At 59.1% G+C, this 15257-nt stretch carries 13 protein-coding genes; 2 read left to right on the top strand and 11 right to left on the bottom strand.

Annotated elements, in window-relative coordinates:
• Nucleotides 1-40 precede the first annotated feature (40 nt).
• On the bottom strand, nucleotides 41-1024 hold the full coding sequence (locus tag AC2D8U_RS16555) for an aldo/keto reductase (RefSeq protein ID WP_484620185.1): 984 nt from the start codon (nucleotides 1022-1024) through the stop codon (nucleotides 41-43).
• 216 nt (nucleotides 1025-1240) lie between these two features.
• Here AC2D8U_RS16555 and AC2D8U_RS16550 point away from each other — a divergent pair, with 216 nt between their 5' ends.
• Nucleotides 1241-2641: a DEAD/DEAH box helicase gene (locus AC2D8U_RS16550; RefSeq protein ID WP_484620184.1), complete on the top strand. Its 1401-nt coding sequence runs from the start codon at nucleotides 1241-1243 to the stop codon at nucleotides 2639-2641.
• Between the two features lie 38 nt (nucleotides 2642-2679).
• Here the strand turns inward: AC2D8U_RS16550 and AC2D8U_RS16545 are convergent, their stop codons facing one another.
• Nucleotides 2680-3852: a serine hydrolase domain-containing protein gene (locus AC2D8U_RS16545; RefSeq protein WP_484620183.1), complete on the bottom strand. Its 1173-nt coding sequence runs from the start codon at nucleotides 3850-3852 to the stop codon at nucleotides 2680-2682.
• A 318-nt stretch (nucleotides 3853-4170) separates the two neighbouring features.
• Between AC2D8U_RS16545 and AC2D8U_RS16540 the strand changes: the two genes are divergently transcribed.
• A complete protein-coding gene (locus AC2D8U_RS16540; RefSeq protein ID WP_484620182.1) occupies nucleotides 4171-6171 on the top strand; it encodes a methyl-accepting chemotaxis protein in 2001 nt (666 codons plus the stop codon).
• A gap of 110 nt (nucleotides 6172-6281) precedes the next feature.
• Here the strand turns inward: AC2D8U_RS16540 and AC2D8U_RS16535 are convergent, their stop codons facing one another.
• The 9 genes from AC2D8U_RS16535 to AC2D8U_RS16495 form a co-directional block, all read right to left on the bottom strand.
• Nucleotides 6282-9200 (bottom strand): DUF748 domain-containing protein, encoded by a 2919-nt coding sequence (locus tag AC2D8U_RS16535; RefSeq protein WP_484620181.1) that lies wholly within the window; start codon nucleotides 9198-9200, stop codon nucleotides 6282-6284.
• 135 nt (nucleotides 9201-9335) lie between these two features.
• On the bottom strand, nucleotides 9336-9884 hold the full coding sequence (locus AC2D8U_RS16530; RefSeq protein ID WP_484620180.1) for an NAD(P)H nitroreductase: 549 nt from the start codon (nucleotides 9882-9884) through the stop codon (nucleotides 9336-9338).
• A gap of 51 nt (nucleotides 9885-9935) precedes the next feature.
• Nucleotides 9936-10433 carry a methylated-DNA--[protein]-cysteine S-methyltransferase gene (locus AC2D8U_RS16525; protein ID WP_484620179.1) on the bottom strand — a complete coding sequence of 166 codons (498 nt, stop codon included), beginning with the start codon at nucleotides 10431-10433 and terminating at the stop codon, nucleotides 9936-9938.
• A gap of 4 nt (nucleotides 10434-10437) precedes the next feature.
• Nucleotides 10438-11916 carry a DNA-3-methyladenine glycosylase 2 family protein gene (locus AC2D8U_RS16520; protein ID WP_484620178.1) on the bottom strand — a complete coding sequence of 493 codons (1479 nt, stop codon included), beginning with the start codon at nucleotides 11914-11916 and terminating at the stop codon, nucleotides 10438-10440.
• A 61-nt stretch (nucleotides 11917-11977) separates the two neighbouring features.
• The gene (locus AC2D8U_RS16515) at nucleotides 11978-12568 is read right to left on the bottom strand and encodes an HvfX family Cu-binding RiPP maturation protein (protein WP_484620177.1); all 591 of its coding nucleotides are present in this window, start codon (nucleotides 12566-12568) and stop codon (nucleotides 11978-11980) included.
• 80 nt (nucleotides 12569-12648) lie between these two features.
• On the bottom strand, nucleotides 12649-13482 hold the full coding sequence (locus AC2D8U_RS16510) for a DUF6279 family lipoprotein (protein WP_484620176.1): 834 nt from the start codon (nucleotides 13480-13482) through the stop codon (nucleotides 12649-12651).
• Between the two features lie 8 nt (nucleotides 13483-13490).
• Entirely contained in the window at nucleotides 13491-14378 is an 888-nt protein-coding gene (locus AC2D8U_RS16505; RefSeq protein ID WP_484620175.1) for a phosphotransferase family protein, read from the bottom strand.
• Complete coding sequence (pnuC, locus tag AC2D8U_RS16500; protein ID WP_484620252.1) at nucleotides 14371-14997, bottom strand: nicotinamide riboside transporter PnuC; 627 nt, start codon at nucleotides 14995-14997, stop codon at nucleotides 14371-14373. Before pnuC ends, AC2D8U_RS16505 begins: the two co-directional genes overlap by 8 nt.
• Nucleotides 14990-15250, bottom strand: a complete 261-nt coding sequence (locus AC2D8U_RS16495; protein WP_484620174.1) for a hypothetical protein — start codon at nucleotides 15248-15250, stop codon at nucleotides 14990-14992. Before AC2D8U_RS16495 ends, pnuC begins: the two co-directional genes overlap by 8 nt.
• Between the last annotated feature and the right edge of the window lie 7 nt (nucleotides 15251-15257).

The raw sequence follows: 15257 nt of genomic DNA, 5'->3' as shown, positions 1-15257 counted from the left end.
AATACGATCAACCCGGAGGGCTCACCCAAGCATAGGGGATCTACTCATCCCAGAGGGCCGCCTGGGTATAGGGACTGCCCTCACCGGTCCAAAACTCTGCACTGAAATAGCGATAATGTTTGTCCATCGCCGCGATGGCCGCCATATCATCCCGATCCAGGGTTAACTTGGCAGCCGCCAGGTTCTGTGCCAGACGCTGAGGGCTGACGGATTTCGGGATCACCGCCACCTGACGTGCCAGGTTCCAGGCCAGCAAGATCTGAGCCGGCGTCGCATCATGCTTATCGGCAATGGCCACGATCTGTGGATGGCACAGCAGCCTGGGATCATCATCGTTACGCAGAAATTCCGGGCGGTCCCCGGATCCCAACGGGGCATAAGCCGTCACAGAGATCCCGTTTCGATGGCAATAACGAACCAAAGAGGCCTGTTGCAGATAAGGGTGCAACTCCACCTGATTGTTCACCGGCGGGATCCGCGCCTGACTCAGTAGCGCCTCGAGCTTGCTCTCGCTGAAATTGGAGACTCCGATGCTGCGGATCAGCCCCTTATCCACACAGGCCTCCATCGCACGCCAAGTCTCGATCAGCGGCACCTCCTCAAGAGAAACATACTGTTCAGGTGAGCTGGCAAACCCCACACCAGGTTTGAAGGCTACCGGCCAGTGCATCAGGTAAAGATCCAGTTGGTCCAGCTTCAGGGCCTCCAGGGTCTGGCGTAACACCGGCTCGACAAACTCGGGATGGTGGTAGCTGTTCCACAGTTTGGAGGTGATAAAGAGCGCTTCCCGGGTCACCTCTCCATCGGCCATGGCATCATCCAGCGCGTCACCGATCTCCGCTTCATTGTCATAGGCAAAGGCGCAATCAATGTGCCGATAACCCAGGCGGATCGCCTCACGAACCGCCTCATACACTTCACCAGGCGTGGATTTCCATGTACCCAGACCCAGCGCGGGGATCCTGTGATCCAGTCCCAGGGGAAACTCATCAACAAACTGAGTAAGAGGGGGCGATATCGTCATAAAGACACTCCTTGATATTCGACTCACAATGGCGGCAAAACCGCGAGTGAGCCTCTATGCTAACTGACTTACTCATGCAGAAACATAGATCTGAGTCCATCCTTTGCATAATTGTACAGCCACTCCTTGGCCGCCAAGTGATTGCACTGCCGTTGCCTATCGGGTACGCTGCCTGCCCCCTGGCGGCCTGTCGCCATTTTGATATTGAGATCGACTATGCATTTTTCCGAGCTGGGCTTGTCTGCGCCCATCCTGTCTGCCGTTGCTGACAAAGGCTATGACACCCCATCCCCTATTCAAGCCCAGGCGATCCCCGCCGTGTTGGAGGGTAAGGATGTGATGGCTGCCGCCCAGACCGGAACCGGCAAGACCGCAGGTTTCACCCTGCCATTGCTGGAGCGTCTGTCCAAGGGACAGCGTGCCCGCAATAATCAGGCCCGAGCCCTGGTGCTGACCCCCACCCGAGAGCTGGCTGCTCAGGTCGGTGAGAGCGTAGAGATCTATGGTAAGAACCTGCCTATGCGCAGTGCTGTGGTGTTTGGGGGGGTTAAAATCAACCCACAAATGCAAAAGCTGCGCGGTGGCGTAGATGTTCTGGTGGCTACCCCGGGTCGTCTGCTGGATCTCTACCAGCAAAACGCCATCCGTTTCGACAGCCTGGAAGTGCTGATCCTGGATGAAGCCGACCGCATGCTGGATATGGGCTTTATTCGCGACATCAAGAAGATCTTGGCTTTCCTGCCCAAGCAACGTCAGAACCTGCTGTTCTCTGCCACCTTCTCCGACGAGATCCGTGCCCTGGCCAAGGGGCTGGTGCACAACCCGGTCGAGATCTCGGTCACGCCGAAAAACTCCACCGCTAAAACCGTTGAGCAGTGGCTGCACCCGGTCGATAAGAAGAAAAAGCCCAAGCTGCTGACCGATCTCATTATCGACAACGACTGGCAGCAGGTGCTGGTGTTTACCAAGACCAAACACGGTGCCAATAAGCTAACCCGTTACCTGGACGAAGGCGGGATCAGCGCCGCCGCCATCCACGGCAACAAAAGCCAGGGGGCCCGTACCAAGGCACTGGCTAACTTCAAAGACGGCAGCATTCGCGTCCTGGTGGCCACCGACATCGCCGCCCGAGGTCTGGATATTGACCAACTGCCCCAGGTGGTCAACTACGAGCTGCCGCAAGTGGCTGAGGATTATGTTCACCGCATCGGCCGTACCGGCCGTGCTGGCGCATCCGGCAAGGCGATCTCTCTGGTGTGTGCCGACGAGCATGAACTGCTGGTGAAGATCGAGCAGTTGATCCAGCGCCACCTGGAGCGTGTCTTGATGGATGGCTACGAGATGGTTCACCCCCTGCCGGAGTCCAAACCGATCCGAGCCCCGAAAAAGCCAAAGAAACCAAAGAAGCCCAAGGCGGAGCATCAGGATGGCCAGCGGGGCGTTCGGGATCACGGCAGTGACAGCCAGCACCGCGACAGCGAGCGCTCCCCCCGAGGACGTCGTGGCCGGGGCGGCAACTCAGCTGGTGGCGCCAATGCCAGCAACAGCGGCAACAAGCCCGCAGGCAACCGGCGCCGTCGTCCATCGGGCAACCGCAAGCCAGCCCAGGCTCAGTAAGCCCAGGTAAAAAAGCGCAGCCTTGAGGCTGCGCTTTTTCATTCTGACATAAAGGCCGGCAGAATATATTGCGGCGTAAACTCAAAGGGGCGGCGACGATCTGGCCCCGAATTGCTGCTGGTCACCACTACCACCAGTTCAAGCTCGGGCATCATGTAGATGAATTGGCCACGGGCCCCGCGACCGGAAATAGTCTCCACCGGCTTACCCTCGACCTTGAAATCCTCCGTCCACCAGAAGTAGCCATATTTGCCGTTGGGCGTCTTGGCCGAGGTCGCTTCCTCCATCCATGCCTGACTCAGGATCCGCGTGCCATTCCACTGCCCGCCCCCCTGGGTGGTTAATCCAAGCTTCAACATGTCACGGGAGGTCAGATACAGACCGGAGCTGGCCTTGGTCAGGCCACATGCGGACTCTTCCCAATGCAAATTCGTGATCCCGAGGGGAGAAAGCAGATGCTGCTGGGCATACTGCGCCAACGTCTGGCCCGTCGTCTCAAACAGGATGTGATTCAAGATGTCCACATCCGCCCCCTGATATTTGAAGGCCCTCCCTGGCGTCACCGGCTCTGTCAACGTCAGGTATTGCTCAACATGGTTATCCAGGGTGAGCTTGATGCCGTCTTTGGCCCCGTCAAAGCGCAGGCCAGAACGCATGGTGAGCAGATCCCGAATGCGGATCTGCGCCACGCCCTCTGCCAAGGGTTTATTTTTCAGGGCGGGAAAATAATCCAGGATCCGGTCATCGACGCTGGCGATCTTGCCCTGCTCAATCGCCTTGCCTATGGCATTGGACATGATATTTTTCGTAATGGAAAAGAGGTAGTGGGGCGTGTCAATCTCACCGCTGCCCCAGTACTCCTCCACCAGTAACTGGCCCTTGTGGTGGATAAGCAGGCTGTTGATCTGACCATACTCTCCGCCGCCGATCTTCGCTCTGAGCGTCGCAATGCCCGACGTATCGAGTTCAGCCTCGTTCAGGTCGCCCACACGTATGCCATCATCACGTTGCAGTGGTACTCGATATGGACGCTGGCGTTCATCCGAGCGCACCTCGCTACTGTGTTTCTGCTGGGCCAGATCGATCCGATTCAGGCTAACGACTTCATCGGCTAGGCCATCTTGTGCCCAAGCGCTCGTGGCACAACTGGCCCCGATCAACATTAGACCGGCGCAAAGCCTTGTCGGCTGATTGGTTATACGTTTATGCATCTTGCTTCCGTGTCCTCTTCACACTGCACAGCGGATCTGTTGGCGTCCCTCACACCGGGAGTTCACACGACATCGAGCTATACCTGGGTATAGGTCCGGGCGAGTCAAAATCCCCTCACGTTCACATACGCGCGTAGAAAAATAACCTTTAGATCACGTATGCTGGTGCATGCTAATAGATAGAAACATCGAGCAAAACGGGCAGCTGAGACCTTTACCTAACTTTGACTAATCGCCTGCTTCTCATCCGTCATTACTCTATGCTCAAAAGGCCCAGTGACGGGTTTTGGTATTTTTGACAGTGGATGTTATCTCGCCATGAATATGCTGAATAAGCTCAAGATCTCCCTCTCTGTTCGCTTACTTATCCTGCTTCCCCTGCTCTTCGCCATGATCAGCCTTGGGTTGTGGATCGGTCACCTGTCGGATCGGGTCACTCAGGGGCAGATGGGCCAGGAAGCGATAGAGCTGGCCACTTTACTCGACGAACTGGCTCATCAGCACGCCGTCGAAAGGGGCTTGACCGCCGGTTACCTGGCCGCCCCGAGCCCCGAACGGCTCGATAAAGTACTGGCGCAACGCCAGCAGGCGGATCGCGCGGGCGACGCGCTCACTGCCATCACACCGACGGAATATCCCGCCCTCGGGCCCGAAATCGTCAGCCGGATCCTGGCACCGATTCGAGGCCAGCTGGCGCACAGGGACGCTCTGCGCAAGAGGGTCGACGCGCTTGAGCCCGGCGCACAACCTTTTGCCTATTACTCCCGGCTAAACCAGCTGGCCCTGACCGGAATCGCGCAGCTGATCTTGGCCCTGGATGAGCCGACGCTGCGCCAACAGGCCCAGATCCATTGGTTACTCCTGAGCGTCAAAGAGCAGGCAGGACAGGTCCGGGGTAAACTCAATGGGGTGTTTGCCGCCGGTCGTGCCACCCAGCGTCAGCACAGTGAGATCACCGCTTACCTCAGTAGCAGTCAAGCCCACTTGGAGCAGTTTCAGCAGTTGACCTCACCCCATTGGCAGACACAACTTACAGCCTTGGAGCAAGCCTCACACTGGCAAGAGATCGCTCGGATCAGCACGGAATTTGTCAATCGTCAGAAACTGGAAGCGGTCACAGGCCCGAATAACTGGTTTAGCCTGGCGACGAAGCGGATCACGGATCTGAAAACCCTGGCCGATGAGCTCAAGCAGGACAACCTCGCCTTGAGTCAGCAGGAGTACCATCGCGCCTCCCGTCACCTCTGGCTTAACGTCGGCCTGTTCACCTTGATGCTGATGGCGTTGGGCGCCCTGACCTGGCGACTGGATCGCTTCCTTGCTGCCCGCGTTACCGGGATCCAGAAGACTCTCCACCGAGTGGCGATTGAAAAAGATCTCACCGCCCGCAGCCAGCTGGCCAATACCCGGCATAGCCAGAATGAGCTCAACCAAATCGTCCGCTCCATGGATGATCATCTTGACGATATGGCCAGGGTCTTTAACCAGACCCAAGGCCGCATAGAGAACAACCTGAGTCAACTGCAGAGCATCGCTGCCGCCGCCGATGCCGCCCGTCACAGCGCGGACGAGCAGCACAATATGACGGATCAGATCGCCACTGCCATGACCCAAATGAGCCAAACCAGCGAATCCATCGCAGCAGGAATGCAGTCGGCGGCCAGCGAAACGGAGCAGGTGGGCCAACACTGCCAAGAGAGTAAGCAGAGACTGGGTCAAATCCAACAGGTCATGACACAGATGGAGAGTGAGATCCAAAACAGCTTCGAGCGCGTTCAGGCGCTGACCGACAGCACAGAAAAGATCCGGGGGATCCTCAGCACCATCGAAGGGATCGCAGAGCAAACCAACCTCTTGGCACTCAATGCAGCGATTGAAGCGGCCCGGGCGGGTGAACAGGGCCGGGGCTTTGCCGTCGTCGCCGATGAGGTCCGTTCGCTGGCCGGACGAACCCAAGGTGCCACCAATGAGATCCACACCCTGCTTGCCACCCTGATCTCCGGCTCAGAGTTGGCCCACACGGCGATGCAAGGCAGCCATGATCTGACCTGTCATGCGACTCAGGAAGTGGAAAATAACCATGCCCAGTTTGACGAGCTCTTCACGGCGGTCGACCGACTCAACCAACTTATCGCCCAGACCGCGACCGCCTCGGAGCAGCAAACCGTGGTGGCCAACGAGATCAATCAGAGTGTGCTCACCGTCGCCCAGCTATCGGATCAAACCCTCAATCATATTCGCACCACCGACGAAACACTTCATCATATGGAGCAAGACTTTACCGAGCTAAAACGGCAAGTCGGCGCCTATAAAACCTGAGGCGGTCAGACAGGCAGTTCGCCAGCCATCACTGGATGGCTGGCCTGAGTATGTCGTTGCCCCGACTTGGCCGGCTCAGATCCAAGGCTCGATCCGGGATCACAAACCCATCACAGGCCGGCGCTGAGCTCCAGTACCGCTTTAGCCCCCGAGTATTCCAGTTCCACCCGGCTTTCCCGTAAGAAGATACGCTCGGCCGACAGCCCCAGCTCTTCGCTGAGCATCCTCTTGACCGCATCGGCTCGCTGAGACGCCAGTAAGCCCAGCTCCTCAGTGGATACGTTCTCATTGGCCAGCAACAATTGATGGAGCTGCTGATATCCCGCCTGAGGCGATGGTGCAGCCGCCAACAGGGTCTGTGCCGCGCCCTGGCCATAGTCCTTATCATAGGCCTGACTCAGCGCCGCACCCTCTTGGGCCGACAGGTCCGCGGGATCCATGTCTTCGGCCAAGCCGAGCCTGGCATTGAGCCTGGGGACGGCCAGGGCCAAACGATCACTGGACGACTCAACACTAGCCGATACCGATAGAGTCAGTTTCGGCCGCTGCTCCAAGGCCTGAACCAAACGCTCCAGCGCGGCGCGCTCAGACAGAGGGATCTGCGCGCTGCCGGGTTCAAATGCAACCTCATTATCGGGGGGATCCCCCCCCAGTAGTTTGCCAAGGAGATTAAATGGGGCCGTTACCAGCTTGGTAATGGCATTGGTCAAGGCCTTTAACACCAAGGGACCAATGGCAAATTCCGGATCCTCGACATCCCCCTGCACCTCCAGGCCAAGATCGATCACTCCATCACCATCCTGCATCAGGGCCACTGCCAGCGCCACAGGCAGATCCGTCGCCTTATCCGAGCCGCTGCGCTTACCCAGCTTCAACTTGTCCACCACCACACGGTTGCTCCCCTTGAGGGTCGTACCATCGAGCCGATAGTTCAGCGCCAGATCCAGCTGCCCCTGATCGATGAAATAACCCGCATAGGTCCCGGAATAGGAGTTCAAGCGGGTCAACTCAAGGTTGTCGAAGCGCAGGGCCAGATCCAGATACTTGTCGGCAGCCAGTGGCTGCAGTTCACCCTGAAGACTGACCGGGGCATAACGGTCGACCTGGCCGGTGATCGCCACCTTAGCCCTTGCCGCCGGGTCCGAGTTTAACCCCTCAATACTGCCGGACAGCTTCTCTATCCCGGTAGCAAACTTGGGCGTCAGGGTATTATCGGCAAAGAAGGCCGCCCCATCGCTGAAAAGGATACGGTCGATCGCCATCGACAGTGAAGGCTCGGCGGAAGCCGGGGCAGGTTGAGCAATGGCTTCCTGGGTGGCGGAGGGACTCAAGGATCCACTCGGATCATCTGGGCCCAGGATCTGCTTCAGGTTGGTGCTGCCATCCTCATTGATGATCACTCGGGCATAGGGCTGCTCCAGTGACACCTCTTCGATGGTCAAGGCCATGGGCTGGGTGGCAAAGCTCAGGGGGGCAGCCACCAGCCGTGACCATTTTATAAAATCCCTGTTTCCCGCTGAATCCTGGGTGATCAGATCGGCCACTTCCAGTTGCCCATCGAAATTCATATCCAGCGGCTCCAGCGAGGCGATCGTCAACCTTCCCTGACTGCTCAGGGTGCCGCTTGGCAGGGTCAAGTGAGCCGAATCCTGCCAGTAGGGCCGCGTGTCCGCCAGGTCAAACGTCTCCAGCTGCAGATCCAGGGCCGCTGTCAGGGGCACAGGCGTGATCTCTCCATCCAGGCGAAGGGTGCCGCCCTGGTTGATCTGCCCATCGAGATCCACCAACACGGGCTGGGTCAGATCTGTGCCCAGTGGCCCTAACGCCAACTGGCTCAGGAGCAGCTGCCAGTGGGCCTCCCGCGCAGGATCCCGAAACGCCACCCTGAACTCATCGAGCATCATCTCATCCAGCATGACCTGCCACCCTGGAGACTCCGGTGGACTCACCGTTTCCGTGGCCTGTTGGACCGGTTCCGACGGACTGGCCCCTACGTCCCGTTCAACGGGAGCGAAGATCTCAACCCAATCCACCCCACTGGCAGTCTGCGTTACTGTCGCCCAGCCCGGTCCGAGTCGAACCTCGGCGATATCCACCGTGCGTGCCGACAGATCCAGCTGCACCGACTCGACACCGATCTGCTCAAGCTGCAGGAAAGGCGTTTGCTCCTGGCTCAGGCTCAGCTCCCGCACACTCAACCGGCCCTGCTTGATCAGCAGTTGCAGCGGCTCAGCCTGCGGTTGGCTCAATTGTAATTGGGCATTGAGATCCAGCTTTGCGCTGTCGGGATAAAAGCGGAAGCCGTTCTCCACTAATGGCCAGTAGTGAAGCAGATCGGCATTATCAAGGCTGAGATCGGCCAACAAGTTCAAAGGCGAGAAGGTGGCTGCCAGGGCCAATTGCAATCGACCACCGCCGGGACCCGTCAAGGCTACGGCCAGCTGATTCCCTTTCCCATCAATATGGAGATCCTGAGCCGTTAGCGTCAGATCGGCAAAGAGTAACGAAGGATCATCCAGGGGATGATAGCCAACTTGGCCACTCACCAGCTCGATCTCAGCAAACTTCAGGCCGGGGAGCCCGCCTTGGTCCGACGCTGGCGTCGCTGCCGTGGTCTGCATCGGGGCCAACAGGCGGGACAGGTTCGTCTCCCCTTGCTCATATTCACGATAGTGTACGGCAGGGCCGTGTAGGGCCAATTCGCGAACCTGTCCTTTAAAGGTAAAAAGCGACAGCCAGGGATCCAGATCCACTCTCAGGCGGTCCAGGCTGGCAACCTTTTCCCCACCCAGATCCGTCAGGGTGATCGCCGCCATCTCAAGGCGCCAGCGCAAGGGATGAAAGCGAGTTTCACCTATGGTCAAGGTACCTGCCAGGTTCTGTGCGACCCACTTGGGCAACTGGGCCTGTAGCAGCCGGGGCAAGCCCCAGCCGGTGAGCAGCAGATAAAGCACGAATACCGCCAGGATCCACCCTGAGCGATGCAACCAGCGATTCGGCAATTTCGATTTTTCCTGCTGTTTTTCCACTGCTTTACCCCTATTTACCCGTTCTGCATGCTCATCTATGAGCGTAGCGCGAAGAGCGCCACCTGTCGGGATCCCGTGATGAAAAAACGCCAAGCTGCATCGGCAGACTTGGCGTTACCTTGTTGCCCCTTGGCATCACAGCTGACGGATCATCCGTTCGGGCACGGCAGAGCGACTCGGTGAGGTGGCTTTGTTTGGCGTTCCCAGGTAGAGGAAGCCAACGATCTCATCTTCCCCTTCGACACCGAGCATCTCCCGCACCCGTGGATGACGTGCATAGCTGCCGGTACGCCAGATCCCCCCCAGTCCCTGCGCCTGCGCCATCTGCTGCATCAACATCAGGGCACATCCTGCCGACAGGTGCTGTTCTATGGCCGGAACTTTCGGGTGCTGAGTCACCTTGGCAATCACGGTGATCACCATGGGTGCCCGAGTGGGTAGCAAGCGGGCCCGGGCCAGGGCCTCTCCCTGGGCACCGTCGGCGACAGCGGCCTGGAAGAAGATCTCCCCCAGGCGATTGAGTCCCTCCCCCTGAGCGACAACAAATTCAAACGGTTTCAGTCCAGCATGATCCGGGGCACGGTATCCGGCTGCGAAGATCTGCTCTAACTGTTGCTGTGTTGGGCCGGGTTCGTTCAGGCGGGGATTGGAGTGACGAGACAACAAAAATTCGATCGGTTCCATCAATGCGAACTCCTTATTTTTCAGCAAGTGTGCAACAGCCAATCAACAAGATCAACGAGACTCCTTCAACAAAGCCGTTTCCCCCTGCTCCAGAGCCAGGAGTGCTCGCTTGAGCGTCAAGCCTCCGGCAAAGCCCGTCAGGCTGCCATCGGCGCCTATCACTCGGTGACAGGGGATCACCACGGGCAAGGGGTTACGGCCATTGGCGGCCCCCAATGCACGGACCGCCTTGGGCCTGCCAATGACGGTCGCGATCTCACCATAACTGGCGGTCTTGCCATAGGGGATCTGCTGCAAGGCAGACCACACAGTACGTTGAAACTCGGTCCCCTGGGGAGCGAGTGTGAGGGAAAACGCCCGACGTTCACCACGAAAGTACTCGTTTAACTGGCTCACCACATCGGCAAAGGCCGTGTCATCCCGACGCCACTGGGGGGCAATCCCCACGGGCTGGAGGCCCTCTTGAAAACCTATATGGCGTAATCCCGCCCCATCGCCAGCGATCAGCACCTGGCCGAATGGGGAAACGATCATTCGATATAACATCATGTTGTCATGATCCTGTCTTGGAATAAGTTGAGTGTGTCGCTGACTGCCACAACAGCGTGGCCCCATAGCCGCGCCAGGGAGCCCACTGTTCCGCCTGTCTTGCCAGTGTCTTCGCATCCTGGGCCAGGCCTAACTGGCGAGCCTGTTTCAGCAACACCGCATCATTGGCAGGAAAGCTGTCCGGGTCCAGGCCACTGCGCAGCCGCCAATAATCCAGGGTCCAAGGGCCAACCCCTTTGATCGCCCCCAATGCCTGAACCGTAAGTTCGGGATCCGGCCACCGCTCCAGCGCCTGAACGCCTTGTCCATCGGTCTTCCATTGCTGGGCGAACTCGGCGACCGCCTTGAGGGTTCGCACTCGGCTACCAGGCATGCCGATCCCATCCAGATCCATGGCCAACAGGGCATGCGGTGATGGCAAACCGAAGCCCCCCATTGCCCCATGACGCGCCACCAGCCGCCCAAGCAGCGTCATGGCACCGGACACCGTGATCTGCTGGCCGACAATGGCCCGTAATAGCGCTTCCCAGCCATTGAAATAACTCGGCATACGCAAACCTGGCCATCGCCTGGCGAGCGGCGCCAGCACCTTATCCGCTGCCAGGAAAGATCCAATGCCATCGGGCTGCGCCTCCAGATCCCACATGCGGCGAACCCGAACCTGCAGATCCGGCCAGGCCTGGGGAGGCAAACCATAGGGTTCCAGCAATAGATGATCCCCGTCGCCCTGACGCACGCGAAATCCCTGCTGTGGATCGAGCTGGCGATGATACACCCCCTGCTCGACCGATTCGATCCCCGCCACGGCTCGCTGTGCGAAAAACGCCATCAAGGCGGGCAGATCCAAAGGGGGTCGATACGGCAAACGCAGTTGCACCAAAGGGTGCGAATCACCAAGCTGGCTTCGACGAAACTGCCCCGGGGCCATGCGATAGGCCGCGAGGAAGGCATCATTGAAACGACGCACACTGTGAAAGCCACTGGCAAACGCCACATCCGTGACCGGCAAGGTTGAATCGGTCAACAACTGCTTCGCTTGCAACAACCTCTGGGTCGCCAGCATCTGGAGGGGGGACACGCCCAGATGTTGCTGAAACAGGCGCCGCAGTTGACGTTCACTGATGCAGCACGATCTGGCGAGAGCCGCGACCGAGCCCACCTGCCCGCTGTGAAGCAGGGCGATGGCTCGGTGCAAGCGCGGCAGATGGGCCCGCAGATCATGGCTCGGCGGCGCCAGCTCTGGTCGACAGCGCAGACAGGGGCGCAGCCCCTGGGCTTCGGCCAGCGCCGCACTGGCAAAGTAGCTGACGTTTTTCTCCAGCGGGGGCTTCACCGGGCATACGGGCCGACAATAGATCCCCGTCGTCCAGACACCAGTATAGAAACGGCCGTCAAAACGGGGATCCCTGCTCAGCCGAGCATTCCGGCATTGGCCAGGATCCAGTGGGTGCGGTCGTGACAAGAGGGGGAAAGAGCTATCCATGTCCGCCAGCATAGCGCCGGGACCGGCCCGGCACTAGCCAAGTTCGGCCATCATACTGGATCTAATCGTTAGCCCGGGTAAGGAGGTGGTCCAAGCTGGTGTAGCGGCCGCCCCCGAGGAAAAACAGGGCGAGCAGCATGATGAAGTAGGTCGCAGCAAACTCGATGCCGTTATTCAGGATCACGAAGTTACCGGAGCTGGTAAGCCACTCATAGTTGCCGTGTTCTGCCAGCAGGGCGCGACCGCGCTCCAGTTTCTCCGCCGACGCCAGCACCTGTTCATTGGCCAGCCAGGAGCCCGTATCGGCGATCGCCAACCAACCATTTTGCCAATGGACGGCAAACGCCGCCACCAACATGGTGACCATGAGGGGAAGGCTTACCAGGCGGGTAAACAACCCGATGATCAACAGGGCGCCGCCAACCAATTCCGTCACAGACGCCAAACCCGCCATCAAGGTGGGGAACGGCAGTCCCAAACCCCAGTCGGGATTGCCAAACCAGGCCACGGTGTCGCCAAAGTGGGACAGCTTATTCCAGCCTGCTTGCATAAAGACAGGGGCGAGGTAAAGGCGAATGGCCAGCGGGGCCAGGCCCTCCAGCGGTGTCGTGGCAGCAAATAATCGCTGCCAGAGTTGGGTCAGTGGCTGCATCATGGATCCCTTTTCTACGAGTAATAAGCACAGACCGGACAGTGACGAAGATCCTTTCGACCTATTTGATACCCTGCCGGTTAACGCCTGGCGAGATGAATAAGGTCAGCATGCAGAGTATTCATCTCTTTTTTCAGGGTTTTCAATTGGCGGCCACTGAGACTTTGCTGGATCCCCGCCATCCCCTGGGCGAAGCGCTGTCGATTGTCCTCGATCAGCAACAAGTACTCCTGACTCCTCAACGCCTCGGGCTCCACCAGCAAGAGCCGAAGCGATGCCGCCAACTGGCCGCCATCCTGGCGCCCATGCAGAGCCTCTGACAGTTGCTCGTACCACTGCTGACGATACGCCAGCCATAACTCCAGGGTGCGGTGTCTGCTGTGATTGTAGTCATAAATCAAGGCTTTTTGCTGCTTGGTCAAACGCCCTATGCGCTTGCGGATCGACTTTTCCATCCGCTTGTTGGCGGCGCGGATCTGCTCTTTAAACGTCTGATCAGCATACTCATCACGCAGTGCCTGCTCCTCCTTGGCCACATTTTGCAGCAGCTCGGCCACCTGGGGATCGGACAAAGACTGGATCAGTGGGACCAGCTCTGGGATCAGGTGGCTGAACAGGCGATCCCAGTGTTCCCCACTGCGGGCGAGGTGAAACTGGATCTGCTGCGCCGTCATGGGCTGGTTCACCTCATCACTGAGCAGTTCGAGGTGTTCGATGTAACGGGGTAACTCATTGCGCCGATGCCATGCCAGCGCACGTTCTATCACCCCATCCAGTTCCCGCTCCTGGGCATCGGTCAGGGTCACGTAATCATCCAGCTGCCAGGGAATGATCCAGTCCAGCCAGTGATAGACGAAGCGTGTCGAACACGCCGTCAACCACAGTAGACCAAGCACCCACACCCAGTGTCTCACGCTTTCTCCTATTCCTGGCTCATCGGCCCCAAATGCACATGACCACGCAGGTTCGAAAGCGCCTGCTGGCGCCAATATGCCACATCGGCGCCTTGAGAAATCATGCGCAGCGACCAACTAAGCGACAGCAGTGCCAACAGCAAGCCTGCCGCTCGCAGTGCCAGTCGCTCCACATCACAGGGAACGACTCCCCGGGCGGCCAGGTAGTCTCGCCACAGGGGAAGGCGCGACTCGTTCGGCAGGGAGTCACTGGCCTGAGCCAGATCGATCAAGGGGTGGCCCAGGGTGGCATATTCGAAGTCCAGTGCCAACAAGGCTCCGTCCGATCCCTTACGCAGGTTGCCACTGTGCAGATCACCATGGCAAAACCCAGGTTTCAGTGCGCTGGCGCTCAACTGTGCTTCCCATACAGGTATGAGTCGACAGTAGGCTTGAAGTTCCTGTGCACCGATCCCCTGGCGTGCCAGCTGCTCACCCTCCAGATCCTCCAGATAATGGCGGATCCGTGGTCCCAGCTCCAGGGACTCCCCCTCGAGCGGCAGGCGGTGGAGGGCCAGCAGCAAAGCCAACAGCGCCGGGGACGACGGTTCGGAGCACTCCTCGCCCACATGATCACTGATACACCAGGCGTGATCCTCGGCCCAGTAGCGCAGGGGGGGCGCCAGTCCGGCAGCAGCGGCCCGCTGCCAGGCGAGTCGTTCAGCCTGACGACTGACCGCAAAGCCATTGGACTGGCCATGGAGGCGGATCACCAGATCCTCCCCACCGAGACGAGCCCGAATCAGGCGGTTGGCAGTGGCCCCCGCTAGCTGGGTATAGCACCAATCGCCTTGCGGGAACCCCGCCTGTGTCAGGATCCCCCCGAGCCGGTCCGATTCAAGCAACCGTTCAGGCAAAGGCCGGCGCCTCCCCCTGTTGCGTCCGGTATGCCTGCTGCCACTGGCGCAGGCCAAGCAGGGCCAGGCCCAGGTAGACGACGTAAAGGCCAGAGCTCAGGGCCAGGCCCTTACTCAGGTAGAGGTAGATGGAGACGCTGTTGATCACCATCCAGTAGAGCCAGTTCTCCACCACCTTCTGCACCACCATATAGGTGGTGATCACCGCAAAGCAGGTGGTCATGGCATCCAGATAGGCGAGATCGGCCCGAGTGTAGGTGTCCATCAGATATCCCAGGATCAGGGCGATCGCCGTCGTCGTCAGGATCACGCGAACATGCCGCTGCAACGACCAGCGAACCAGGGGCACCCCCTCCCCCTGACCACCGCCGTAGCGCCACTGCCACAAGCCGTAACCGGCCATCGCCAGATAGAAGAGGTTCAGCACCGACTCCATCAGCAGGGCCACATGCCAGAACAGCGCGGTAAAGATGGTGGTGCTCACCGCGGCACAGGCCCAGCACCACAGGCTTTGGCGCATGGCCAACAGCAGGTAGGCCACCGCCAGCGCCACCGCCACCGCTTCCCAGTGGGTCAGGGCGTGGGCATCGGCCCACAGCCCCGTCCAGAACTCACTCACTGTGGTCAAGGTTCACCCCGCCCGGAATGAATTTGCACACGAACACGCCCTTACCCCACTTTCGATGGGCCGCCTTCATCTCAGTGGCCAGCAGGGCCATCACGGCATCATAATCCCCACCAAGCTGGGTGCTCATGCCATTGGTCAAACGCTGAATATCCGGGTAGCTGTCCAGCCGGCCGATAAACCACTTGATGATCTCGAGGTAGTTGTCCTGCAGCGGGTACAGGCTGATCTCTACTGACAGTTGCATCGAAAAT

It is taken from the genome of Ferrimonas sp. YIN67 (assembly GCF_057219095.1).
Note: the sequence above shows the minus strand (reverse complement) of the source record. Positions and strands in the feature narration are given on the sequence as shown.